Below are 22,839 nucleotides of genomic sequence, written 5' to 3'. Positions count from 1 at the left end.
GTAATGAAACGTCTTCATCACTACCAAGCACATGTTCATAAAACATTGTTCTTATAAGCGGTTACTCAATCCGCCATCATAATCTTAAAGCCCCCTATCTCTCATTGCATTTTATTGTTTTCACCATAAATAACGCCTATTGCCAAACCGAAGATATTGGCATGTTTCGATTAAAGTGATACTGCAGTTGTGCTTGAAACAGCTCCGCAGTTGCTAACGCATCCGTCAGGGCATGGTGAGGTTGATAAGCAGGGAGGCCATATCTTTCACGAGCGTGCCCTAATCGTACAGAACCGGGTTTCTTGCCTTTCAACTTATTGATAAAACCTCTGCATTCACGGCGTTGTATCGCATACTCAATATCTAACGTATCAACAACAGGAAACTGTATCCCCTCTCCGATGCTATTTAGCAAGGCGTTATTAAAGAACTGCCTTTCAATGTTCTTGTAGTGAACAAGTACCACTTTGCCTGACAACGCATCCAATATTTCACCCAAGATCTGAGACAGCTGCTGCGCGTTTTTAACCTCAGAGTCAGTGATACCGTGAATGATGACAGACTCGTGGTTTAACTCTCTGTTTGGGTTAACGACCCAATGAGCAGAACCATTACATTGAACACGATCAATAGTAAACGGCACAAGTCCGATCGTGAGAATGACATCCTCTTCCGAGTTCAATCCTGTTGTCTCAAAGTCTACCGAGACAAATGGCACTTGTTCAATTGGTGTTTCCCCATTAACCATTGGTGTCGAATAATAGCGTTTGAGCCTCTGGTCTTTCGCTTCTTTAGCGAGTTGTTTGAACAACATTGACCACTCTGGCGTCTGGGATGTATCCAACAACGGCTGTTCTTTTTCTACTTTTTTTGAGAACCACATTATTTGCTACTTCTCTGGTATCGAAACTTAATGAAGTTCTGAGCGTTACTTAGAATTTGAAATGCTGCTTTTAAGTTTCTACGTTCAAATTCAGACATGTTCTCCGGCTCAATATTGTTGTCTGGCTCTTCTCCATTTTCTATATCAAGGGCTTGGTGACGAATTCGAACCATGTAGATTAGCTCCATCGCATCCCTTAAATCCAAACCTCGACCTTTCGGTAAAATGCCAGCATCATTAATGTCATCTAAACGGTCGAAAGAGTTTTGCGATCGCGAACCGATTGCCAGAGAATGCACCCGTATTAAATCGGCCAACGGAGCCGTCCCCCTTCGCTTCAAGTTAATCGAGTTGCGATGACGACCATCTTTCTCCATCACAAAGTCTTTGAAAAAGCCCAGTGGAGGCGTCCTACGTATTGCGTTATACGCCATACAAGCAAGAAAGCGGTTATTTCTTTTCGCTCGTCTCACAATAAAGCTGCTTAATTGCTCCGCCCATTTCACTCGCCCATGCACACCGAGGAGATCAAAAAAGATATTACTATTTAACAATCTCTCAGGGGTTGGATTGTCTATCCAGTTTCCAAAGCATTCTTCCCATTCTGCACGAGTTTTTCGCCATTCTGGGTTGGTAGCCATAATGTCTCCAGTACAATAAGCATAGCCGCATGCCGCTAAACCATCACAAACAAATTTAGCAAACTTTTCAAAGTACTCTCCGTGAATCTCAACGTCATAACTGTTATCGAGAATAAGCGCGTTATCTTGATCCGTTACAATTAGCTGCTCATCCCTCGCCATTGAACCCATTGCGACTAAACAATAAGGAATGGGCGCTGGGCCGAACTCTTGCTCAGCTAATTCAGCGAGGCGTTGTTTGAAACTACTGCCTATAACCGACATGGCTCGACCAATCATATGCGCGTTGGCATCTTCATTGACCATTCTTACGAAACAGTCTTTTACTTGTTCAGAAACCTGCTTGAGATCCTCGACACTGGTTTGCTGAAAAATAGAGCTCACTAGCAATAGGCTGTTCTGAGATTCGTAACGAACGATGTCCGTCATGCCAATAATTCCTATCGGCTTTTTATCTTTTAAAATTGGTAAATGATGCACGTTGTAACGCAACATGGTTAACATGGCCTCAAACACATAGGCGTTATAATCCAATGAAACCACGTCATAACTCATGACCTCACTTACTGGAATATTGGTATCAATACCCTGAGCTAGTACGCGAATGCAAAGATCGCGATCAGTCAATATTCCAAGCAGCTGTTCGTCATCTTCTTCTGTGAGCTCCTCTGTCGGGCGAATAATGAGCAGAGAGGTGACATTTTCCTCTGCCATTAGTATCGCAGCTTCCTGAATTGAAGCCGTTGCCTCCAGAGTTACTGGCTCTCTTGCTAAGATTTTACGTGCCTTAGCGGTGGTAAAGTCATTGCTTTCGGAGCGGCTAGATATTGCGCTTCGCAAACGCGCGCTATCTTCCAGTTCCATGTAGTCCGCAAAGTTTTCAAACTCATCACAAAGTTCATTGAAGATGTTTTCCGGAATACAGTAAACGAGAGTGTCTTCTATCGCTTTGGCTGGCATCCGTACGCGGTTGTTCATCAACAACCCCATCTGACCAAACAGTCCACCAGCATCAATCCTGTTATAGAGTTCACCTTTACGTCGATAAATCTCTACCGCCCCACTTCTCACCATATACAAGTCGCGGATCGTATCTCCGAAGTTAAGGATTTTTGTTCCTTGCCGAAAGTATGCAACCTCGGCATTGAGAGCAATTTTTCTAAGCTGCTCTTCAGGTAGGTCATCAAAAGGTGGGTACTGGCTAATGAAATTGAGCACTTCTAACTGTTCGGCTTCCATTTTTTATTCCATACGTTGCCTAAACTACAGCGATAAATATCACCCTGAGTGAAATCAAGCAATAAATAAATCTAAGGATAACAGTACCTAACCGATTTCACAGGACCAAGTCTTAATCAAAAATTAGAGCTCTAACCTTTTTATATGTAGAGTTCTAAGCTATCACAGCTTATATCTATGCAAGCGAGTTGAGTTGAAATGTACAAAAAAATTCAAAATAAATTCAACCCTACGTCAGGGCAACGTTATGGCGGATAAAAACACATCACAAGCAATTGTTTTAAATATAAAAAACAAGAATTGAACATACCTTGCTCAACGAACTCTCTATGCACGGCAGAACTAGTTAACCAACCCCCTTTCGTTGAAAGTTGAACTAAAATTAATTAGAGTACAAATCGTTAAACAGTTATAAACACACGAAAAAGGACAGATAACATGGATCCCATACTGGAAGTTAAGGGACTGTATAAAGTGTTTGGAGAAGACCCAGAGAGAGCCTTCTCGCTTATCGACAAAGGCGTCGATAAAGACGGTATTTTTGAACAGACAGGTTTAACAGTCGGCGTAAACGATGTATCTCTCACCATAAATGAAGGGGAAATTTTCGTAATCATGGGCCTTTCTGGCTCCGGGAAATCCACCCTTGTTCGACTTCTTAACCGGCTCATTGAGCCGACTAAAGGTAGTGTTTATCTCAAAGGAAGAGATATCGCCCACATCTCCGAAAATGAACTTCGAGAAGTTCGTCGTAACAATATCTCAATGGTGTTTCAAAGTTTCGCACTCATGCCACACATGACGGTGATTGAAAATGCCGCCTTTGGTTTAGAACTTGCCGGCATCGACGTTAATGAGCGTCAGAAAAGTGCCCTTTCCGCCTTAGAAAGAGTGGGTTTAGACCCTTATGCAGAATCTTTCCCTGACGAATTATCCGGTGGTATGAAACAGCGCGTTGGTTTAGCGAGAGCGTTAGCTTGTGATCCAGACATCCTATTAATGGACGAGGCGTTTTCCGCTTTAGACCCATTGATCCGTTCTGAGATGCAAGATGAGCTTATTCGTCTACAGAACGATGACAAACGCACAATTGTCTTCATTTCTCATGATTTGGATGAAGCAATGCGCATTGGCGACCGTATCGCCATCATGCAAAACGGTGAGGTTGTTCAGGTTGGTACACCTGATGAAATATTACACAGTCCAGCAAATGATTATGTCGAAGCCTTTTTCCGCGGCGTAAACATCGCAAGTGTCTTGACAGCAAAAGATATCGCGCGCAAGAAGCCAGCGGCTGTTTTTAAGAAATCGGAAAATGACGGTCCAGGCTCTGCGATGCAGATTCTGATGGATCACGACCGTGATTACGGTATTGTCGTCGATAAATCTAGCCGATATTCCGGCATCGTATCTCTTGATTCACTACGTTTGGCTCATAAAGAAAACCGTTCGTTAGCCAGTGCTCAATTACCGGATGAAGTTACTCTTCAGCCTGATCAGTCAATTAATGACATTTTGGGTCTGGTTGCTGGTGTTCCTTATGCCGTGCCTGTCGTAGATGAGCAAGGAACTTACTTTGGTGTCGTGACTAAATCACGTCTTCTACAAACACTAGATAAGGATTAACACGATGTCTTCAGAGCAAACTAACAATGATCCCTGGTCAAATACTGCTCCTGCGCAAGATGATCCTTGGTCGCAAGGTACAGAGGCCGCGCCAAGTAATGATTGGCTCAACTCAGAAACTGTAGAGCAAGCACCATTCGATATTATGAACCCATTCCAAGATGCGGTTTTACCCCTCGATAGCTGGGTAGAGTCCGGTTTGAACTGGCTGGTGGAACATGGTCGACCTGTTTTCCAAGCAATACGAGTTCCAATCGACTTTATTCTAACGTCGTTTGAAACTGCTTTGGTGTCTACACCTGCGCCTATAATGGTACTCATTTTATTTTTGCTAGCGTGGCAGTTTTCCAATGTAAAACTTGGTTTTTCTACTCTTGTATCCCTTGTTTTCATCGGCCTAATTGGTGCGTGGTCACAAGCGATGACAACGCTAGCACTGGTGTTAACCGCCGTTTTCTTCTGTTTGCTTATAGGGCTACCAATGGGGATATGGTTGGCAAGGAGCCAAACCGCTGCCAAATTTGTTAGGCCAATATTAGATGCAATGCAAACGACTCCCGCGTTCGTTTACCTTGTGCCAATTGTTATGTTGTTTGGTATTGGTAACGTTCCTGGCGTAGTAGTAACGATCATTTTCGCCCTGCCTCCCGTTGTGCGCCTGACTATTTTGGGTATTCAGCAAGTACCTGAAGAGCTTATCGAAGCTGGCCACTCTTTCGGGGCAAACAAAAAACAGATGCTTTATCGCATCCAGTTACCGTTGGCGTTACCAACCATCATGGCAGGTGTAAACCAAACCTTAATGCTGTCACTTTCTATGGTAGTGATTGCTTCAATGATTGCTGTTGGCGGCTTAGGCCAAATGGTACTTCGTGGTATTGGCCGACTTGATATGGGTCTTGCTGCCGTTGGTGGCTTAGGCATCGTTATTCTTGCGATTTTGTTAGACCGTATCACCCAGGTGTTAGGGGTTAATGCGGGCAACACTAAACTTCGCTGGTATCACACAGGTCCTGTTTCATACCTATTAAAACTGAAAACAAAGACGAACCAAGACGATCTAAAACTTAGGAGAAACATCAATGAATAATTCATGGAAGAAAGCGCTCTCTGTTGGAGCTCTAAGTACTATCGCATTTTCAACTTATGGTGTGGCAAGTGAACTACCGGGTGAAGGTGTCACTGTTCAGCCTGTTCAATCAACCGTTGCAGAAGAAACATTTCAAACGTTGATCGTAAACCGCGCACTTGAAGAGCTTGGTTACGATGTTAAACCGACCAAAGAAGTGGACTACAACGTAGGCTACACCTCTATTGCTAAAGGTGATGCTACTTTCTTAGCGGTTGGTTGGTTCCCTCTTCACGCCGATAAGTACACGATGTCGGGCGGTGATGATAAGTTCTTCCGTAAAGGCCAATACGTAAGTGGTGCTGCGCAAGGTTATTTGATCGATAAGAAAACCGCGGAAAAATATAACATCACGAACATTGGTCAGTTAAAAGATCCAAAATTGGCGAAGCTATTCGATGCAAACGGCGATGGCAAAGCGGACTTAACTGGTTGTAACCCAGGTTGGGGGTGTGAAATGGTTGTTGAGCATCAGTTGGATGCTTTCAAACTTCGTGACACAGTAACACACAACCAAGGTAACTACGCGGCGATTATCGCTGATACGATCTCACGTTACAAAAAAGGCGATCCGATTCTTTACTACACTTGGACACCGTACTGGGTAAGTGGCGTTTTAGTTCCAGGGAAAGATGTTGTGTGGTTAGAAGTGCCATTCTCTTCACTTCCTGGTGAGCGTAAGGACATTGATACGACACTAGAGAACGGTAAGAACTACGGCTTCGAGATGAACTCTATGCGCATCGTTGCCAATAAAGAGTTTACGGAAAAAAACCCTGCTGCTGCGAAGCTATTTGAAATCATCAAACTAAATATCAATGATGTTAGTGCTCAGAATATGATGATGAGCCAAGGTAAGAACAGCTCAGCGGACATCGAGTCTCATGTAAATGGTTGGATCAAAGCGAACCAGAAAAAGTTCGACGCATGGGTCGAAGAAGCGAAGAAAGCCGCAATGTAATCATGCCTTTATCAATCTCTAGAGCCAGTTGGTGTTATCAACTGGCTCTTTTTTTACACAAACGCCCCTCCCCCTTACATAGACATACCAACACTTACACTACTCGACCATAAACCCACATTATAATTCACGTTTATTTCACGCTTGCTTTGCTAAAAACAACACAACATAACAATTAAACTATTCGAATAAATATGAAAAACTTATCAAAGAGCTCTGTGTGGGGGCCTTTGCAGCCAATTGCTGCCTTTTCTTTGTTTTCACTTCTATTTCTGTCTATCTCAAGAGTTTTGCTAGCTTTTTGGCAGATTGACCGTATTGACTCTCTAAACGACTTAATTTACATCCTAGGTCAAGGTTTGCGCGTAGATATTGCAACGCTTTGCTGGTTATTTATTCTTCCAGCACTGTTTTCAACCTTCATGCCATTAACCGGTAAGATGGGAGAGTGTTGGAAGCGAATATTACGCATATGGATGGTTTTAGGGCTTTGGGTGCTTGTATACATGGAGCTCGCAACAGCGCCATTCATTCAGGAATACGACCTACGTCCAAACCGCCTGTTTGTGGAATACTTAATCTACCCAAAAGAAGTCTTGAGTATGCTCTGGACTGGCTACAAATTAGAACTGTTTATTGGTGCGTTAGGTACAGTTTTAACCATCACTTTAGGTTGGAAGTGGAGTAAGAAACTGACCGATAAGGCGCAGCAGGTCAACTGGAAATGGCGACCACTATTGGCACTTTTCGTTGTTCTTTTTGGGGTTGCAGGTGCTCGCTCATCTTTAGGTCACCGCCCGCTAAATCCTGCTATGGTCGCCTTTTCTAACGATCCACTGCTTAACGACTTAGCACTGAACTCATCTTACTCATTGTTGTTTGCGGTTAATAGCATGAAGTCAGAAAAGAGCGCGGAGCAGTTCTACGGAAAAATGGACACTCAAAAGATGTTGGAATTAGTTCGCACTTCATCAACAAAGTCCGACTTCACCCCTTCATTACTCCCAACCATGAACAGTAACCCCGCGACTTACCAAGGTAAACATAAAAACTTAGTGATTTTGCTACAAGAAAGCTTAGGCGCCCAATTTGTCGGTGCTTTGGGTGGTTTGCCTCTAACACCAAACCTTGATGAACTCATGAAGGAAGGTTGGCAGTTCACACAAATGTACGCCACTGGTACTCGTTCTGTCCGTGGAATTGAAGCCGTAACCACGGGCTTTCCTCCATCTCCGTCTCGCGCGGTAGTGAAGCTGAGTAAAAGCCAAACGGGTTTCTTTACTATCGCGGACTTACTAAAAGCTCAAGGCTATCACACGCAATTTATTTACGGCGGTGAAGCCAACTTTGACAACATGAAAACTTTCTTCTTTGGTAACGGTTTTGATCAAATAGTAGAAGAAGACGATTATAACAACCCAAGCTTTGTTGGCTCTTGGGGGGTTAGCGATGAAGATCTATATAACAAAGCAAACGAAGAGTTTGAACGCCTTTCAAAAAGCGACAAACCTTTCTTTAGCTTAGTTTTTACGTCAAGTAATCATAGCCCTTATGAGTATCCGCAAGGCAAAATTGAGCCATACGATTCAGAACATATGACGCGTAACAACGCCGTAAAATATTCCGATTACGCTTTGGGCACTTTCTTTGAAAAGGCGAAAAAGTCATCTTATTGGGATGATACCATTTTCATTGTAATTGCAGATCATGATGCACGTGTTTCTGGCGCTAACCTTGTTCCGGTTAAGCACTTTCACATTCCAGCATTGATCCTTGGTAAAGGCATTCAACCACGTAAAGATGACCGCATAGCAAACAACATAGACATGCCGCCTACACTGTTATCTCTAATTGGGGTAGATGCTAAAACACCGATGATTGGTCGTGATTTAACGAAGCCACTGGCTCGCGAAGATGAACGCGCAATGATGCAATACGACAAAAACTTTGGTTATTTAACGCGCGACAATCTCGTTGTGCTTTCCCCTGGTGAAAAGGTATCGACCCTGGCGTACGACTTTAAAGACCAAACCATGAAGCCGCTAGAGGTGGACGAGTCTATTATCGAGCGTGCAAAAGCAAACGCATTATTTGCATCTAAAGCGTATCAAAACAACTGGTATTCTTCCAAACACACTCATTAACACCAATGATTCCGCTGATAAAAAGGAGCTAAACGGCTCCTTTTTCTTATTCTTTCACTTACCTTCGAGAATGTGCTACTGACAACTCCTGTCGTTCCTTTCCGTTAGATTGCCCCTACTATTTCTAATTGATTAAGGAACAAACCATGCTGACTATCAATTCATTCGTTCTCTACGTTGAGGACATCCACATAAGCCAAGTTTTTTATTCGAAACTGTTCGAACGCAAAGTCACGCAGTTGTCTCCAACCTTCGCCGCTATTCCACTGACCGAAGGCTTAACGTTGACACTCAAGCAAAGAGATAATCTTTCACCCTACAGCGGCATTCGAGGTGGTGGTACCGAGTTGTCTTTATCAGTGCCCAACAGGCATACGTTAGAGCGCATTTACAAGCGCTGGAAAGACCTAGGTGTTGAGTTTGTTCAACCACCAGCGACATCAGTGTATGGGTTAAATTTTATGGCTATCGATCCAGATAAGCATCGCATTCGCGTTTTCATGAATGAATAAAAATGCGTTAAAAATGCTTTTTACCCATTCCCAATGTGACTTCAATAAATTAGACTCAAGGAAACATCAAAAGCGGCGTAGTAATAAGAAGGAATGCCCATGAGCTCAAGTATGATCCTTAGCGAATCCCTAATCGAGAGCGGAAGAGATATCCCCCTCAAAGAACTGCTTTATGCAAAGCGCGTGCTGGATAACTACATGGCAGTAGCCAAAGAAAGTAGCCCGCTTGAGCTATTAACTGAGATGAAATCGGCAGCAAAGCAAGTAGAATACTTTACAACGACGAGTAACCCGTGTGAGGCTCGTAATGTCATCAGTCAGATGATTGATAAAATCGACACCGCGGAATCTTTTGCTTCGTTCAAAGCATTAGCAGGTAAGCCATCTCAAGCACTCAATGAACTAATTGAAGATCGAGCTCAGCTGATTAAACACGAACGAGAACTCCTGCTCGCCTCAGGCTATGACGCCTCACGAATCTAATATACGCGACAGGCTAAAAGTCATAGCTAACAACGAAAAAGGAGCTCTTAAAGAGCTCCTTTTGCTTTTCAAAAATCGGATACAAAAGACTTAAAGGCCGATATCTTCCGTTATTGCTTTGATTTGTTTGAGGTCCATTTTATAGACTTCAATCATTTGATCGACCTGACTTAGTCGTGAATTAGCTTCATCATGTTTATCACACGCGTCCGACTTCACGTCCCAAGATTTGCCTTCTAAAAATACGTCACACTCTTTCTTGAGTTTCTCAATCTTAGGTAATAATTTTGACCGTTCTTTCTCGAGAGACTCTAATTCTTGCGAAATTTTTAGCTCTTTCTGGAATACTTCGCGGGACCGCTCAAACATAGTCGCTTGCATATCCGCTTGACGACTCAACTTCTCATTTTCTGACTTCGTCGTGTTGATCTTATCTGCCTGCTGCTTCAATTGAGACTCTAGTGACAAGTTGACCTTCTCGACCTCAGTCAATTGCTTTTGCAACTTCTTAAGTGCTTTCTGATGAGCTTCATCTTTCGCGGCGAGTAACTCACTAACTTGGTTTTGTATTTCTTGGTCGAGCGCCTCTTCACGCACTTTTACTTGAGATGCCAACTGGGTTTTATCTTGCGTTAGTGCTTGATACTTTTCTTCTAATACGTGGTAAGTCGATTCCCACTTGTTCGCAGTGACAACCGATCCAACAAGGCCACCAAATGCCAAGCCTAACACCGCAGCGATTGCGATATAGATATGCGTACGTTTGTCACGCTCTTCAATGACAACTACGTCGTCTTGCTCTTCCATTTTGTTCTGAGAACTCACCGTATACTACTCCAAGGACTCTTTTACTTTGCTAGCGGATCAATTCCGCAAACATAATTGATGCTGTATAAATCAGAAATGCGCCAATTAATGTTATAACGGTCGCTTTTTGGACTTTTTCATTGGTTCGATAACGAAACAGCACAAATGCTACTGCAATCAACACCGCAATGGCTAATAATCTGGTCATACCGCCTCCTTGTCCACTCATGAAAAACTGCCTAGGTCCGTAGACTGTTTCACAAAGGTTCATTGTAACCCATTTATACGTACCATAAGGTCAACTTAGCGTAGATTTTAAAATAAGTGCTCCGATTTTAATCAATTTTGTGTCCTTAATTGAATAACTTATGTCGTAACAATCGAAACACATTTATCGTTCTGAAGTGTTTTTGGGTTCCATTCCCTAACCCAATAAATTTTATTTATGCCGTGACTCGCACAAAAAGATTGGCAAACATACCTTCATGAAAATTGATGAGGTTATTTCATTAAAAATAAATTGACATAGGGTGTTGAAATGGACCAAAAACATGATAGAGTTCACACGTTAATGATGACCAGCATCATTAACTAACCTTTACTCATTTAATTGAGTAATTGTTCCGATGAAGACTGCAGGAGAGTGGTTATTAATCAAATTTTAACATTTGATTAGCATAACTCGCCGAAGAATTAACTATTTCAGGTGCTACCTAGGTAGCGGGGACTGTAGTTGGAGGAACCTCTGGAGATTTAAATTTCTAGAGTTACCTATCTGATATTATTAACTTTCTTAGATGTTACCCACATTTTGGGGTACATTTAAATGAGACATATCACCAAACGAAACAACACCTTTTACTATCAGAGACGAATCCCCTCCCACCTTCAACATCACTATCAAAATGCTAAAGTTGTACGTTTTTCTCTTCATACAACCAACCCTCGTGAGGCTGTAATACTAGCAACGAAACATACTGCAAATTACGATAGAGAATTCTTTCAACTCCAATACATAACATTGTCACAGACTCCTGTTGTAACTAATCAATTTATAGCCGAACGACCCCAAGTTAAGCTTCAGCAGCAAGCAAAGAAGAAAGAGCCGAAACTCTCAGAATGCATAGAATTATTTCTGACAGCTAAAACAGTAGATAGGGTATCTCCAAAAGCCCTAGCTCGGTATCGGTCTAGACTTGAACTACTACTACGCATTGTTAAAGATAAAGGGATTAACTCATTCACCCGTGATGATGCCTTATCATTTAAACACCAACTTGTGCAGCTACCGCCCAATATCAACAACAACCCACGTTACAAAGGGAAACCGATTAAACAAATTATTGCTTTTGGTGATAAACCTATCGGTATTCATACGATTAACGACACGTTGAAGGTGGTTAGCGGTTTCTTTGACTGGTTGGTTTTGAATGAAAAATCAGATAAAAACCCGTTTACTAAGTTGCAAGTACGTAAAGAAATCAAAGCAAGTGAAGAAAGGAAAGTTTTCACACGTTCAGACATTAAAAAGTTATTCACTATAGAACCATACAAAACGACCCCCAAAGAAGCTTGGCACTATTGGATACCACTACTAGGTTTGTACACGGGAGCTAGAATTAATGAGTTGTGTCAATTATATACCGACAACATCAAGCAAATAGATGGAGTTTGGTGTATCTCCATCAATGCAGATAGACCGTATCAAAAGCTCAAAACCAAAGCTGCATTTAGGAATATCCCGATACACAGTAAACTAATTAAGTTAGGGTTTATCGACTACGTTAAAAGCTTACCTTTAGGGCTAGTGTTCCCTACTCTCAAATACTTACCAGAAGATGGTTACGGTAAGTACCCTTCTAAGTGGTTCAGTATTCAGCGTGATAAAGTTCTAAACAAGAATGAACGTTACAAAAAGACATTCCACTCTTTCCGACACACTGTAGCCAATGAGTTCAAACAGTTGGGTGTTGAATATAGTCCAGCTTCTTACCTGTTGGGTCATACAGATGAAACAATGACATATGGTCGTTACGGTAAGGACTACAAGCCTAGGTTGTTACAGGAAGTAATAGAGAGGTTAGATTTTGAATTCAAGTAGGACTACAGGCGGCAACGTGGCCGCCTTATTTACCTTTCAAGTTTGCACCTCTCAGCGTTTGCCAGTGTACAAAGTCATGTTCATTGTTGATTCTTACAAAGGGGTAAGGCGCAGCAAAATAAACTAACTGATTACAGCTAGTACAAAGGTGGGGGATCTGATTGTGTCTCGTTATCGGGTGGTCTTGCGATACACGATAAAAACCTTCACCACATTCACAACGGTATTCTACGAGCAATGCAGATTTTAACTGTCGTGTACAATGGCTCTCAGTAAGTTTCATATTGACACCCTAACATCTAAAGTAATGCAAGAATACACTATAACTGTACATTTATACAGCATTGTGGAGTTTTATCATAAGTGCAATTTCTACACTTTTTGAACTAGTGCAATCTTACTTTAAGGTTAAGGTACTAAAATATGTAACTAGATGAACATGATCTAGGGTGTGTTGATGGCATTGATAACGTGTACAGAGTGTGGAAAGGAATACAGCGATAAGGCAAGCGCATGTATAAACTGTGGTTGTCCAACGGAAGTTAATGTTTCACCACCTCAACAAGAATCTGAACAAACAGAAGAAGAAAGCAATTTAGCAAGTGATTCTTATGGGCTTACACCGCTTCCACATCAGGAAGACCGGAACAGCCTTGAAAGTACCGAAGAAGAAGAACCAACCAAGGAAGCTAAGGCTAGGTCAGTATTCGTATTAGTTTCAATAGTATTAGTCGCTATGACCATTGGGATAAGTAATCTGGAAAACAGTAGGGTAAGAAAAAACGCTGAACAAGCAAATACCTTTACTCACCCTCTCCTCGAATCAGGAGCTAGAGTACCAGAAGGTATCAAAGAAAACCCTGAAGTAATAAATCAACTTGTTAAAATCATTGGTTTATACGGGTACAAATGCAACAGCGTATCGGGGATTGTAGAAATGTCATTTACAAGAGGGTTTTCCGTGTGGTGTAACAACCACAACTACGCCTATCACATTAAGGATAAAGGCGGTAACTGGGTGGTGACACTTCAATGATTCTCATGTGTAGGTACTTCACTAAAATTTTTGCATGATATTAAAAACAGGATCTCAACCAAGATATGATATGAAACCTTATGTTATCATGTCTTCAGTTTAACTTATTAATTAGGTGTTGATATGGGTGGCGTTAGCGTTTGGCAATTACTCATTATTTTAGTTTTACTACCGCTGGCTTTTCTTCCAACGATTATTTCTATCAGAAAAAATCACCCTTACAAAATTCCCATAATCCTTATCAACGTATTAGGCGGATTATTCTGGGGTGTTGGGTGGCTAGTCGCCCTAATCTGGTGCTTCATAGTCCCTGAGAAAAAAACCAATATATCGGGTAGTATCGCTGATGAGATTGAAAAGCTACATTCACTGAAAGAAAAAGGTGTTATCTCTGAAGATGAGTTCAATTCAAAAAAAAGTGAATTAATGCAATAGGTACACACTCAAATATCAGGTAACAACGTTACTTGCAGCGCAAAAAGGAGCATAATTGCTCCTTTTTAACTATGCCAAGTGTGACTTCAATTACTGACTCCAAATCCCATTACAATCTCACAACCAACAACCTTTTCTTTGTTGTAGAGCCTCACAGCATCATTGAACGCTTGTGTGAGTTCTTCTTGTGTTGGTGGCGAAAAAGGTAAGCCTGTATTTTCAACAAATTGCTGTAGTACAAAAATCAAATGATTGAACCCACCAGTTTTTAGAACGCTAAACAGTGTTTCATGCTCAGTCAGAAGAAATCCAAACAAAGCTTCTGAAGTCTCTGTTGATGTAAGGCTGATTAACGGACAGTATACCCCTTTCTCTTGGATCTCTTCTTCACTGTAACCAAGGTGTGTTAAGTATCTGTATAACAGTGAGATGTGCTCACCAATAAATCGAATTTGCATAGTACACCTCTCGATTAAAGTTTAGGGAGAAGAGAAGATTTACTATCACTCGCTTTCGGTGTTGCCTTCTCTGCTTCTTTGACAGCTTCAAGAGCTAAGACAATCTGCTCACTGTCTTTGATAGATTTTTCTAAATCTGTAACCAGTGATAAGGCCATTTGAACCGCTTTCAATTGGACTCCTGAAATATCCTTGTTCTTACCTGTGGCGGCGTCGAGGATAACCTTTGTGAGCTTTGGGAATGCTTTCGTGAGATCACCTAAGCTTTTATTTTTCTGCGTAATCAGGTCTAGGATTTGATCTAGTTGCTGGTCAAGAATTCGCTGGTTTGTATTTTTTGGTTGAACTGGGATGTTCACTGTTACGGCTGACATTGTGTTGTTTCCTTATTTTTATAGGAGGTTGGCTTTTGTGTATAGTTCATGAGCTTCGAGTTTTAGTAACTTCACTGTGTCTTTGAATCGACTAGAAATTTTATAAACGGTCGTTAATGTCGGGGATGAGTTGTGTACCTGTGGCTGAAGTTCTACCACTTGCTTAGGTGTTAGGTTCAAACCTAATAACCAGACTGTGATTACCGTACTCTCTGCGATCCTTGGTGTATCACCTATCAATGAGAACGTAAGAGTTCTTAAATCTGATTGAATTAATTCTGCAAGGCGTTGTTTTGCTGTCATTGGGATACCTTGATGTGTTGAAATATCGTGTAAAAAGGTGTGCTGCTTACTTTTGTCCAAACACGCCAATATTTAATATAATTTGCTTATATTTCAGTATCTTATGAAAGTTCTTGGTGTACTGCTTAAAATTGGGGTATTTGGACTAGTTCGGGAAGGATAGAAATATTTCTATATGTCTAATTATACCATAAACAACATATTTATTCTTAAAAATACGCATATTTATGAAATTAAATTTGACACATAAGCAGTTAAAATATTGGCTCTGGTGTAGATATGGCAAAATATCTAAATGGATAGATAAGGTAATGCTGGCAAGGTTTTGAAGTTCAAAATTGAGGGATCGAGTCACTGAGCACGGCACACACGCCCAGATTTGAAAATCGTAGAAATGTAGAAATATTTATGCTCTTTACCTGCATAAAGAAGACACTCTATTCAAACACCCCACTCTATGTACGTCCGTACAAGCACACACAGCCGCTCTAGGACAACTCGATGCAAGTGCATTCTTCACACAATTAACCTTCTCTCAGAAGCGTACATAAGCTTTAAACACTATCCTTTGCAACGATGTTGCAGCTACAATACATTGTCACGGTGTGACCAACATAATTTCATTAAACAATACAAAAATTATTATGTGCGCACCAAACCACAATCATACACCAAGCCTTATACAGTAAGGGATTCGAGCGTTTTACTACCGTAATAATAACATTTCAAGTGCGCGATAGATCCATTATGTTAAATTAGGCTGTTCTAATATTCATGAATTGAGGTTGAATGGTGTATTTTCGATAGTTTTCTATCTTTAAAGTTGGGAGTTTTGAACAAGAAAAGTTTGAAATTATTTGCACTATATTGGGGCATTGCAAAAACAGGTAGCTTTGTATAGATACCTCACCAACATCGTATATAAAGATAAATTAGAATTTACTAATGCACTATTCATTATCTCCCTCCCTCTAATCACATCCTAACCAACATTAATACAATCACACCAATTCACCGCTAAAACGCTTGTCTGAGCCGCATAGAAGCATTTGCACACCAATTACCCCCACACTCACACATCCAGTGCACAAATCGACTTAATATCTGAGTATTTTCATTTATATTGCACATATGGTCTATATGCATTTATTGAATTATTATTCAGCATCGAATGTTGCATTTTTGGTAAATTGATTACCATTTATGAAAAGTTTTAATCTGTGGGGTAAGAATGGATAGAGAGGTTTGTTTAGCACACCTCTATAAAGCTTCATTGATAAACTGTACTGCTTAACTACCTATAAATAGAACTGTAAATATGTTGATGCTGCTTTGTGAGCAGGCTAGATAACATGATTATTCAGTGTGCTAAGGTATTTGATTCTCTGATTTAATTAAGGAAGTTTAAATGTCCTATACAAACGATCTCAACATACATTTCCTTTACGGTAGACACCTTGATCGAAGAAATCCCAAGAATATCCACCTAGAGTTTGAACAAAATGATCTTATGTCGTCTAACTCTCTCCCCTCATTAGTTATGAAGAGTGGTAAAATTGAGTATGTAGATGAACATGAGTTAATAGATTATGTGATCGGTTTAATTCCTGTTTCTCCTCGTAGAAACCGAGTAATTAAGGATATTGAGAAAATTGTACCTTATATACTCACTGCAAATGATAAAGCAATTATCTATGATATTGAATCTGTTTACTTTAATTATGGAGATGGTTTTAAAAAGACTTACCACCCTCAGATCACTGGTGGTTGTGGTGGACTATTTATCTACCTCGAACATGGAAAAGAAAGCTATGAGACGCTACAAATGGACTCTCAAGAATTACAAGCGTATCGAACATTTATCAAAAATATAGGTTCTAATGACCCAGAAGTAGATTTAAATGAGGTATTTGCACGTCAATTGACTAACATAGTCAGCATTGAAAGAAGTAAGGACAGAACTGCACCATCCCCAGAAGCAACAGACCTTGCCAGAAAGTTATGGGCTGTGATTGATGGTGAAATCACTGAACTCATCTAAATAATAAGTTGACTAGAAACTATTACCAAGCTCAAAACTAACCAAATCAAGGCATCACGATTAGATGTTCCCTACTCCTTACACCTTACAGCACCGTGGGGATCTTTCTTACAGATTGATCCGTCCGACCCCCTCAAGTTTCCGTGAGCATCTTCTCGCCACGTATTACCCTTGTTATCCCTAATGATTCCGTTTGAATCAGTCTTATATATTGAGCCGTCTGAACCTCGTATAGCTCCATGAGCGTCAACCTTATACGTTGTTCCGTCCGATGATCTAACAGTGCCTTGTGCGTCCGTCCTGTACCTTGTCTCTACCCCATTGGAGTCCTTACAACGTGTTATTCCTATCGCATCGGTTTTACAGATGGTTTCTGCTTGGGTAACAACTGGGAGTAGACAGAGAGTAGCTAGTAATAATCGTTTCATGGTGATGACTCTTGTACTTCTGAACAGGGTCCAAACAACATGTTTGAGTATAGCAATATCATCAAGTTTTAATTTGATTTCCTAGTTAAAATTACTCGGAAGTCTTATGTATAAAGGGTTCTGGTTACTACATAGTGTATATGAGTGGAGGAAGAAGAAGAAGAAGAAGAAGAGAGAGTGAGAGAGATTAATAATATATATATATACATGAACAAAGAAATGCAGATTTTTGATTACGATGGTATGAAGGTTGAGACAATTCTTCATGAAAACGATAAAGGTAAAACAGTACCTTATTTTCATGGAAGCAGTGTTGCTATCATCTTAGGTTATGAGAATCAACAACAAGCTGTAAGTCATAACTGTACTAAGGTTCTCAAACTGTCTAAGCTTGATATTGCTAAAAATTCAGTATCTCTACAGGATAGTAATGTTACGCCATACAAGTCCCTCACTGATAGTGGTTACTCACATGGAGAGATTATTGCTAAACAATCGTGGATTCCTGAGTCAGATGTATATCGCCTTGTAATGAAATCTACATTACCTAGTGCTGAAAAATTTCAAGATTGGGTGTGTGAAGAAGTGTTACCTAAGATTCGTCAAGATGGAATGTATATTGCTGGGGAAGAGAAGGTAGAATCTGGTGAGATGTCGATTGAAGAAATGACATTGAAAGTGCATGAGTATTTACAGAATAAGGTGAACCGACTTACTCTTAACGATTACTTTGAAATCAATAGCTTACCCACCCTCACTTGACAAACTATTTTTAAATGGTAGATTGGTAAGTATAGATATAAACAAAAGTCAACTCCAAATACGTTAAGCTTGATATAAATCACAAATTAGTTGTTGACATTGATTCTCATTTGTAATAAAATGGTTGTATAGCGTTGAGAAATACGCCTTTCAAGAGAACTCCCCTCCTCCAATAGCCAAACAATCTGACCAATCATTCTCATTAGAGAATTACACTATCTGCCTTTACCCAAAGGAATCACAGATTGGTGGACTTTTGCTATTTGAAATTTATAAATCAATAACACAAGGAAATATTAATATGAATATCCCCAAGGAATTAACACTACACACTTTACCAGTGCTGACACAATATCAGTTACAGCGTTTAATTGAAGGTGATACAAATCCTGTAGCTAATTCAAAACTTAAATCAGAGCGTAGTAAGAAAGGCAGACATGAAGAAGCTTTTAATATTGGCTTAGCATTAAGCCTATTTCGATTACTCCAAGAGTTCAACAGTAATATTAAAGAGGAAGTTTGATGAATAAAATTGATGATGAGAGAAAGAAAACTATAGACCGTGTTATTGAGTTAGAACGTAAATTCTATAAAGGACAATGGGAACATAAAGACGGTGAGGAATATGCTTACTTAGTAACTGGGAATTATATGATATGGCTTACTCCTGAATCATTCCTATCCTATTAATCTAATCCTCCACTCATATACACTATAGATACTCTGTAGCCCAAGCCACATAAGGGATTGAGTTAATTTTAACTATAAACTGAAATTAAAAATCAACGGAGAATATCAATGAGAGCAACAATATATAACGAGCAATCAAAGCAAGTAATTGCAGAAATGGCACAACAACAAAACAAATCTATTAGTTACATCATTAACCAACTTGTTTACAAAGCTATATCCCAACAAGAGGAGACGGAAACATATGCAGGGAACGAAGTACGATAATAAATCTCACCCTAAAGTAAGAGAGCAATCCCCCCACTTCATTGACAACGTTTACTCTTCATTAAAACAAACCGAAATCAATATAGAATATAACGGCGGTGTTAAGTTTCACAGACAATACAACCGTGTCATTAAACAACTACAAACCCTATCAGGCAGTAAAAAATCCTATGGTGCAAGGCTTTTCCTTTACATGGTTAATCTTGCAAAAAGCCGTAATAACGTAGGGTTCAAAGTTAGCCTAGATAAACATCTATTCAAAGACAAAGGTAAGGATGATGTATCTTTTCAATCATGGATAGACATGCTTCAGGTTGCGGTCAATGAAGGATATGGGGCACTTTACATTGGCGACAGTACAAATGAAGAAGGGATCTGTAAACAATACGTAAGCGTGTTTCAACTTAGTGATAAAGCATTCACTTTACTTGATGGGATGAACGAAGATAAAGCACCGAATACCAAGATTAAAACCCTTAGAAACAGCGTAAGTACAACTATCAAACACAGTAAAGTTTGGGAAGAAGAAGTTCCAGCAAAGGGTAAAAAGATTCAACAGGGACGATTGAACGAACTGAACACACATCTACTCGATTTCACTTTTAAAAATCATCTTGGCGTAATTGTCGATCCACAAATGGGTAGAAAATTCTCTTTGTATTCCAATGAGAAAAAGAATAATGGTTTAACGATGTTCGATAGCTATGGTCGTTATGTGAATGCATTTCAAAGTATGAGACAGCCACAGCGTAAGGACATTACGATTAATGATTTACCAGTATGTGAAGGAGACTATTCATCGAATCATGCTTTCATTGCCTACGAATTAGAAGGCATTAGGCCAGAGCAAGCGCACGGAGAGTTTAAGCCATACATGATCCCTGATTGTGATAGCCCAATTAAAGGAACCCAAGAGGCTAAACGTGCTGTGTATAAACTCGCAATGATGATGATGTTTAACAGTGGTAATCCTGGTAAGAGTTTATTCAATGAAATAGATAAGATTTTCACTAAACTGGATAACTATTTACCCTCTGAAATTGTCGGTGATAAGGCTTTAGTCTTCAAAGACCTGCACAGACAACCAACAGAAACTGAGTGTCATGATATTGTTCGCCAGCTACGGAAAAAGAACCATAAGATAGAAAAGTATTTTGATGGTAAATCGGCTGCCCTACTACAAAATTATGATAGTCGTATTGCTGAGCAAGTAATGCTCTACCTGAAAGCGCATGGCCTACCATACATCTGTATACATGATAGTTTCATTACTTTCTCATCTGCATGGAAAGCCTTAGTTGATGCAATGTTTTATGGCTGGCGAGAAGTATTGGGTTCAGACATGAATTGTAAGGTTGATTTCAAATACGGTAAACCAGCACCAACGGAAGATCTAGAAGAGCGTGAAGATTATGATCTATGGATGGAAACAACTACCGAGCAAGAACGCCGATTATTTGTTAACGGTGCGGTTCAACACTTCTTTGATTGGGAACAACTTGCAGGAGTTTGGCGGCAGTCAGGTCGTGAGTTAACCCCATTAATGATAAACAATAGAGATAATCTACCCATCCCCTTTTAGCGCAACGCTAACACCAAAACTTACCTAGCTACCATAGACTACACTGAAATAAATCTGATACATGCTTTGAGCACAACGTAGGCACTCTAGTGAGCTTTGAAAATGTACCAAAAACAACACAAGAGGAAAATTTTATGAACACTGAATTTCACATTTTAAAACCAGAACAAGATCTTAATACATTATTCATCACACAATCTGAAGCTGTAGCGGAAAAAGTATTTAAAACTTCAACCGTACCTTTACAAATCGCTAGCTTACCAATCACTAATGAAGACACACTAGAACTTGTTGAGTATTTTGATGGTGAATGGATTGACCTTCACGATTACAAATACCCTTGTGAAAAGAATGGTAATACATACACATATGACATTTTATCAAATGAAGAGTTTCTAGGACTTCTTGTTATGCACCCAAATATTATTAACAAAATGTTCACCATTGATTACTACCAAGATTGTGAAGAAATCACTGAAGAACTAGAGCAAGAATTGTATAAGTTTTTCCTTGAAGAACTGTAAGAAGGCTAAAACTCTCCTTAATACTCTCTCTGCACCACCTTAACACCCATCTAAATAAAACTAATACATCGCCCTCTATACGTGCTTAATCGCTTGTAGGCACGTTCTCGCACGTTATATAGGGCAGATATAACAATAAGGAAATCATAAACGTGAAGAAATACCGAATTAGAAAGCTGAAGCAATTTCGCCGCCGTTTTAACTATGCAAGGTTGGTGTGAAATGGAAGACTTACACAAAAAGTATGAAATGCTTCTTTCAAAACTAGAGCCAAAGAAACAGGAAAAGCTTAATAAACTGGTTAATGAATGGCTACCAATCTACAAACAAGATTTAGCTTGTGTCCTAGCTAACACTGATTATGTCATCGAGCAAAGCCCTCAATTGATACCTATGGGTGGTGGATTATCAGTTTCTAAAATAAGGTTTCAAGCTTACCTAAAACACTCACAGACATGCAAAACCGTTCTTTTAGATGTAGGTTTCAACGCTTATAAAAGCAAACCTGAAAAGGCACGAATGCCTTATTTAAATAACTGGTTAGAACGTTCTTTATCACCTCCTAAGAGACAAAAACCCGTTAAGACACTGAGTGCAAGGTTCATTAAGATGCTCAAAGACTTCGACGCTGGCGCAAGTGTAGATAAACACATGACAACTTTAACCGAAGTCAACCGATTAATTCCACATATGAAGAATGTTATAAACTGTAAAAGACAGCCTACCGTTTACGATTGGTTTTATAATACTAAGATACCCCATGCTGAACTATGTATTTTAATTCAAGAAACTCATGATCAGTTAACACAAAAATAAGCAATAGTCTATATTATTTTAATGTATTTACTATACAAATAAATATATTTTTGGTATAATACTTGTATAGAGTGATTTAAAAGACTTCTCTAGTTTTATTCGACATCCTTCCTATGTTTTCGATAAAATTTTCCTTTGTTACCTCTAGTGTTGCAATGCTAAAAACGTTACTCCAAGCGTTTTACTCAACTTATTTTATTAGTGATGAGGCTCCTCCTTTCCTCTATCTAATATAAAGTTGAGGTTTTGCACCATTTAATTGTAGTCAAAAAGTTTACAATTACTCTATACCTTCTAATCACTTCCACAGTGAATTAACAATCTTATACTCTCACTTAATTTAAACCTAATCCAATTTAACAATGGAGGTCAACCCATGCCTAGAAAACGGATTTTATATAGTTCACCTGAAGAACTATTAAATGAATTGATAACCGGAAGTCGTAACATTAAAAATGTATATATCATGCGATTGAGAGCTAGAAATCTATATGAAGATGAAGAGCAATTTGAAATTATCGATGCCGCTTTAAAAATGTATCAAGCTTCTAGAAAAATAAAATCAATCGATTTCTAATCTATCCCCTACCAATAGCA

Annotated in this window: 24 protein-coding genes; 17 read left to right on the top strand and 7 right to left on the bottom strand. The window is 39.7% G+C overall.

The window, feature by feature from the left end:
- Window positions 1-136 precede the first annotated feature (136 nt).
- Window positions 137-883: a 3'-5' exonuclease gene (locus R7E78_RS20695; protein ID WP_318058201.1), complete on the bottom strand. Its 747-nt coding sequence runs from the start codon at window positions 881-883 to the stop codon at window positions 137-139.
- Window positions 883-2,763 carry a DUF294 nucleotidyltransferase-like domain-containing protein gene (locus tag R7E78_RS20690; protein WP_130546075.1) on the bottom strand — a complete coding sequence of 627 codons (1,881 nt, stop codon included), beginning with the start codon at window positions 2,761-2,763 and terminating at the stop codon, window positions 883-885. Before R7E78_RS20690 ends, R7E78_RS20695 begins: the two co-directional genes overlap by 1 nt.
- A gap of 438 nt (window positions 2,764-3,201) precedes the next feature.
- On the opposite strand from R7E78_RS20690, the gene proV reads away from it, so the two are divergent.
- From proV to R7E78_RS20660, 6 genes are all read left to right on the top strand, one after another.
- Window positions 3,202-4,389, top strand: a complete 1,188-nt coding sequence (proV, locus tag R7E78_RS20685; RefSeq protein WP_017633996.1) for a glycine betaine/L-proline ABC transporter ATP-binding protein ProV — start codon at window positions 3,202-3,204, stop codon at window positions 4,387-4,389.
- 4 nt (window positions 4,390-4,393) lie between these two features.
- Entirely contained in the window at window positions 4,394-5,479 is a 1,086-nt protein-coding gene (proW, locus tag R7E78_RS20680) for a glycine betaine/L-proline ABC transporter permease ProW (protein ID WP_005377778.1), read from the top strand.
- Window positions 5,472-6,479 (top strand): glycine betaine/L-proline ABC transporter substrate-binding protein ProX, encoded by a 1,008-nt coding sequence (gene proX / locus R7E78_RS20675; RefSeq protein ID WP_054865582.1) that lies wholly within the window; start codon window positions 5,472-5,474, stop codon window positions 6,477-6,479. The genes proW and proX overlap by 8 nt, the downstream gene beginning before the upstream one ends.
- A gap of 194 nt (window positions 6,480-6,673) precedes the next feature.
- Entirely contained in the window at window positions 6,674-8,623 is a 1,950-nt protein-coding gene (locus R7E78_RS20670; protein WP_318058200.1) for an LTA synthase family protein, read from the top strand.
- Between the two features lie 146 nt (window positions 8,624-8,769).
- Window positions 8,770-9,135: a VOC family protein gene (locus R7E78_RS20665; protein WP_318058199.1), complete on the top strand. Its 366-nt coding sequence runs from the start codon at window positions 8,770-8,772 to the stop codon at window positions 9,133-9,135.
- Between the two features lie 99 nt (window positions 9,136-9,234).
- On the top strand, window positions 9,235-9,618 hold the full coding sequence (locus R7E78_RS20660) for a hypothetical protein (RefSeq protein ID WP_005377782.1): 384 nt from the start codon (window positions 9,235-9,237) through the stop codon (window positions 9,616-9,618).
- Window positions 9,619-9,708: 90 nt separating this feature from the next.
- On the opposite strand, the gene R7E78_RS20655 is transcribed toward R7E78_RS20660, so the two are convergent.
- The gene (locus R7E78_RS20655) at window positions 9,709-10,443 is read right to left on the bottom strand and encodes a chromosome segregation ATPase (protein WP_017820934.1); all 735 of its coding nucleotides are present in this window, start codon (window positions 10,441-10,443) and stop codon (window positions 9,709-9,711) included.
- Window positions 10,444-10,474: 31 nt separating this feature from the next.
- The gene (locus R7E78_RS20650; protein ID WP_005377784.1) at window positions 10,475-10,633 is read right to left on the bottom strand and encodes a hypothetical protein; all 159 of its coding nucleotides are present in this window, start codon (window positions 10,631-10,633) and stop codon (window positions 10,475-10,477) included.
- A 618-nt stretch (window positions 10,634-11,251) separates the two neighbouring features.
- Here R7E78_RS20650 and R7E78_RS20645 point away from each other — a divergent pair.
- From R7E78_RS20645 to R7E78_RS20635, 3 genes are all read left to right on the top strand, one after another.
- Window positions 11,252-12,526 (top strand): site-specific integrase, encoded by a 1,275-nt coding sequence (locus R7E78_RS20645; RefSeq protein ID WP_318058198.1) that lies wholly within the window; start codon window positions 11,252-11,254, stop codon window positions 12,524-12,526.
- A 457-nt stretch (window positions 12,527-12,983) separates the two neighbouring features.
- Entirely contained in the window at window positions 12,984-13,562 is a 579-nt protein-coding gene (locus tag R7E78_RS20640) for a hypothetical protein (protein WP_318058197.1), read from the top strand.
- 123 nt (window positions 13,563-13,685) lie between these two features.
- Window positions 13,686-13,997: a superinfection immunity protein gene (locus tag R7E78_RS20635; RefSeq protein ID WP_153645782.1), complete on the top strand. Its 312-nt coding sequence runs from the start codon at window positions 13,686-13,688 to the stop codon at window positions 13,995-13,997.
- Window positions 13,998-14,083: 86 nt separating this feature from the next.
- On the opposite strand, the gene R7E78_RS20630 is transcribed toward R7E78_RS20635, so the two are convergent.
- From R7E78_RS20630 to R7E78_RS20620, 3 genes are read right to left on the bottom strand one after another with little or no spacing between them, the layout of a single operon-like run.
- Window positions 14,084-14,455: a hypothetical protein gene (locus tag R7E78_RS20630; protein WP_318058196.1), complete on the bottom strand. Its 372-nt coding sequence runs from the start codon at window positions 14,453-14,455 to the stop codon at window positions 14,084-14,086.
- 14 nt (window positions 14,456-14,469) lie between these two features.
- Window positions 14,470-14,829, bottom strand: coding sequence for a hypothetical protein (locus tag R7E78_RS20625; protein ID WP_140101676.1), 360 nt, complete (start codon window positions 14,827-14,829; stop codon window positions 14,470-14,472).
- Window positions 14,830-14,847: 18 nt separating this feature from the next.
- The gene (locus R7E78_RS20620) at window positions 14,848-15,132 is read right to left on the bottom strand and encodes a hypothetical protein (RefSeq protein WP_154204375.1); all 285 of its coding nucleotides are present in this window, start codon (window positions 15,130-15,132) and stop codon (window positions 14,848-14,850) included.
- Between the two features lie 1,408 nt (window positions 15,133-16,540).
- Here R7E78_RS20620 and R7E78_RS20615 point away from each other — a divergent pair.
- The 8 genes from R7E78_RS20615 (at window position 16,541) to R7E78_RS20580 (ending at window position 22,819) form a co-directional block, all read left to right on the top strand.
- Entirely contained in the window at window positions 16,541-17,173 is a 633-nt protein-coding gene (locus tag R7E78_RS20615) for a hypothetical protein (RefSeq protein ID WP_225472869.1), read from the top strand.
- 572 nt (window positions 17,174-17,745) lie between these two features.
- Window positions 17,746-18,363 carry a Bro-N domain-containing protein gene (locus R7E78_RS20610; protein ID WP_318058195.1) on the top strand — a complete coding sequence of 206 codons (618 nt, stop codon included), beginning with the start codon at window positions 17,746-17,748 and terminating at the stop codon, window positions 18,361-18,363.
- A gap of 301 nt (window positions 18,364-18,664) precedes the next feature.
- Window positions 18,665-18,886, top strand: coding sequence for a hypothetical protein (locus R7E78_RS20605; protein ID WP_140101680.1), 222 nt, complete (start codon window positions 18,665-18,667; stop codon window positions 18,884-18,886).
- On the top strand, window positions 18,886-19,053 hold the full coding sequence (locus R7E78_RS20600) for a hypothetical protein (protein ID WP_193237675.1): 168 nt from the start codon (window positions 18,886-18,888) through the stop codon (window positions 19,051-19,053). Before R7E78_RS20605 ends, R7E78_RS20600 begins: the two co-directional genes overlap by 1 nt.
- 244 nt (window positions 19,054-19,297) lie before the next feature.
- Window positions 19,298-20,902: a hypothetical protein gene (locus R7E78_RS20595; RefSeq protein WP_318058194.1), complete on the top strand. Its 1,605-nt coding sequence runs from the start codon at window positions 19,298-19,300 to the stop codon at window positions 20,900-20,902.
- Between the two features lie 89 nt (window positions 20,903-20,991).
- Window positions 20,992-21,426: a hypothetical protein gene (locus R7E78_RS20590; RefSeq protein WP_318058193.1), complete on the top strand. Its 435-nt coding sequence runs from the start codon at window positions 20,992-20,994 to the stop codon at window positions 21,424-21,426.
- A gap of 222 nt (window positions 21,427-21,648) precedes the next feature.
- Window positions 21,649-22,242 (top strand): hypothetical protein, encoded by a 594-nt coding sequence (locus R7E78_RS20585; RefSeq protein ID WP_318058192.1) that lies wholly within the window; start codon window positions 21,649-21,651, stop codon window positions 22,240-22,242.
- A 376-nt stretch (window positions 22,243-22,618) separates the two neighbouring features.
- Window positions 22,619-22,819: a hypothetical protein gene (locus R7E78_RS20580; RefSeq protein WP_193285748.1), complete on the top strand. Its 201-nt coding sequence runs from the start codon at window positions 22,619-22,621 to the stop codon at window positions 22,817-22,819.
- The last annotated feature ends 20 nt before the right edge of the window (window positions 22,820-22,839 follow it).

This window comes from Vibrio sp. YT-19(2023), assembly GCF_033337395.1.
Note: the sequence above shows the minus strand (reverse complement) of the source record. Positions and strands in the feature narration are given on the sequence as shown.

Coding starts and splice junctions, on each gene's coding strand:
- R7E78_RS20695 (WP_318058201.1), bottom strand. CDS start 883: ATGTGGTTCTCAAAAAAAGTAGAAAAAGAACAGCCGTTGTTGGATACA.
- R7E78_RS20690 (WP_130546075.1), bottom strand. CDS start 2,763: ATGGAAGCCGAACAGTTAGAAGTGCTCAATTTCATTAGCCAGTACCCA.
- proV (WP_017633996.1), top strand. CDS start 3,202: ATGGATCCCATACTGGAAGTTAAGGGACTGTATAAAGTGTTTGGAGAA.
- proW (WP_005377778.1), top strand. CDS start 4,394: ATGTCTTCAGAGCAAACTAACAATGATCCCTGGTCAAATACTGCTCCT.
- proX (WP_054865582.1), top strand. CDS start 5,472: ATGAATAATTCATGGAAGAAAGCGCTCTCTGTTGGAGCTCTAAGTACT.
- R7E78_RS20670 (WP_318058200.1), top strand. CDS start 6,674: ATGAAAAACTTATCAAAGAGCTCTGTGTGGGGGCCTTTGCAGCCAATT.
- R7E78_RS20665 (WP_318058199.1), top strand. CDS start 8,770: ATGCTGACTATCAATTCATTCGTTCTCTACGTTGAGGACATCCACATA.
- R7E78_RS20660 (WP_005377782.1), top strand. CDS start 9,235: ATGAGCTCAAGTATGATCCTTAGCGAATCCCTAATCGAGAGCGGAAGA.
- R7E78_RS20650 (WP_005377784.1), bottom strand. CDS start 10,633: ATGACCAGATTATTAGCCATTGCGGTGTTGATTGCAGTAGCATTTGTG.
- R7E78_RS20645 (WP_318058198.1), top strand. CDS start 11,252: ATGAGACATATCACCAAACGAAACAACACCTTTTACTATCAGAGACGA.
- R7E78_RS20640 (WP_318058197.1), top strand. CDS start 12,984: ATGGCATTGATAACGTGTACAGAGTGTGGAAAGGAATACAGCGATAAG.
- R7E78_RS20635 (WP_153645782.1), top strand. CDS start 13,686: ATGGGTGGCGTTAGCGTTTGGCAATTACTCATTATTTTAGTTTTACTA.
- R7E78_RS20630 (WP_318058196.1), bottom strand. CDS start 14,455: ATGCAAATTCGATTTATTGGTGAGCACATCTCACTGTTATACAGATAC.
- R7E78_RS20625 (WP_140101676.1), bottom strand. CDS start 14,829: ATGTCAGCCGTAACAGTGAACATCCCAGTTCAACCAAAAAATACAAAC.
- R7E78_RS20620 (WP_154204375.1), bottom strand. CDS start 15,132: ATGACAGCAAAACAACGCCTTGCAGAATTAATTCAATCAGATTTAAGA.
- R7E78_RS20615 (WP_225472869.1), top strand. CDS start 16,541: ATGTCCTATACAAACGATCTCAACATACATTTCCTTTACGGTAGACAC.
- R7E78_RS20605 (WP_140101680.1), top strand. CDS start 18,665: ATGAATATCCCCAAGGAATTAACACTACACACTTTACCAGTGCTGACA.
- R7E78_RS20600 (WP_193237675.1), top strand. CDS start 18,886: ATGAATAAAATTGATGATGAGAGAAAGAAAACTATAGACCGTGTTATT.
- R7E78_RS20595 (WP_318058194.1), top strand. CDS start 19,298: ATGCAGGGAACGAAGTACGATAATAAATCTCACCCTAAAGTAAGAGAG.
- R7E78_RS20585 (WP_318058192.1), top strand. CDS start 21,649: ATGGAAGACTTACACAAAAAGTATGAAATGCTTCTTTCAAAACTAGAG.
- R7E78_RS20580 (WP_193285748.1), top strand. CDS start 22,619: ATGCCTAGAAAACGGATTTTATATAGTTCACCTGAAGAACTATTAAAT.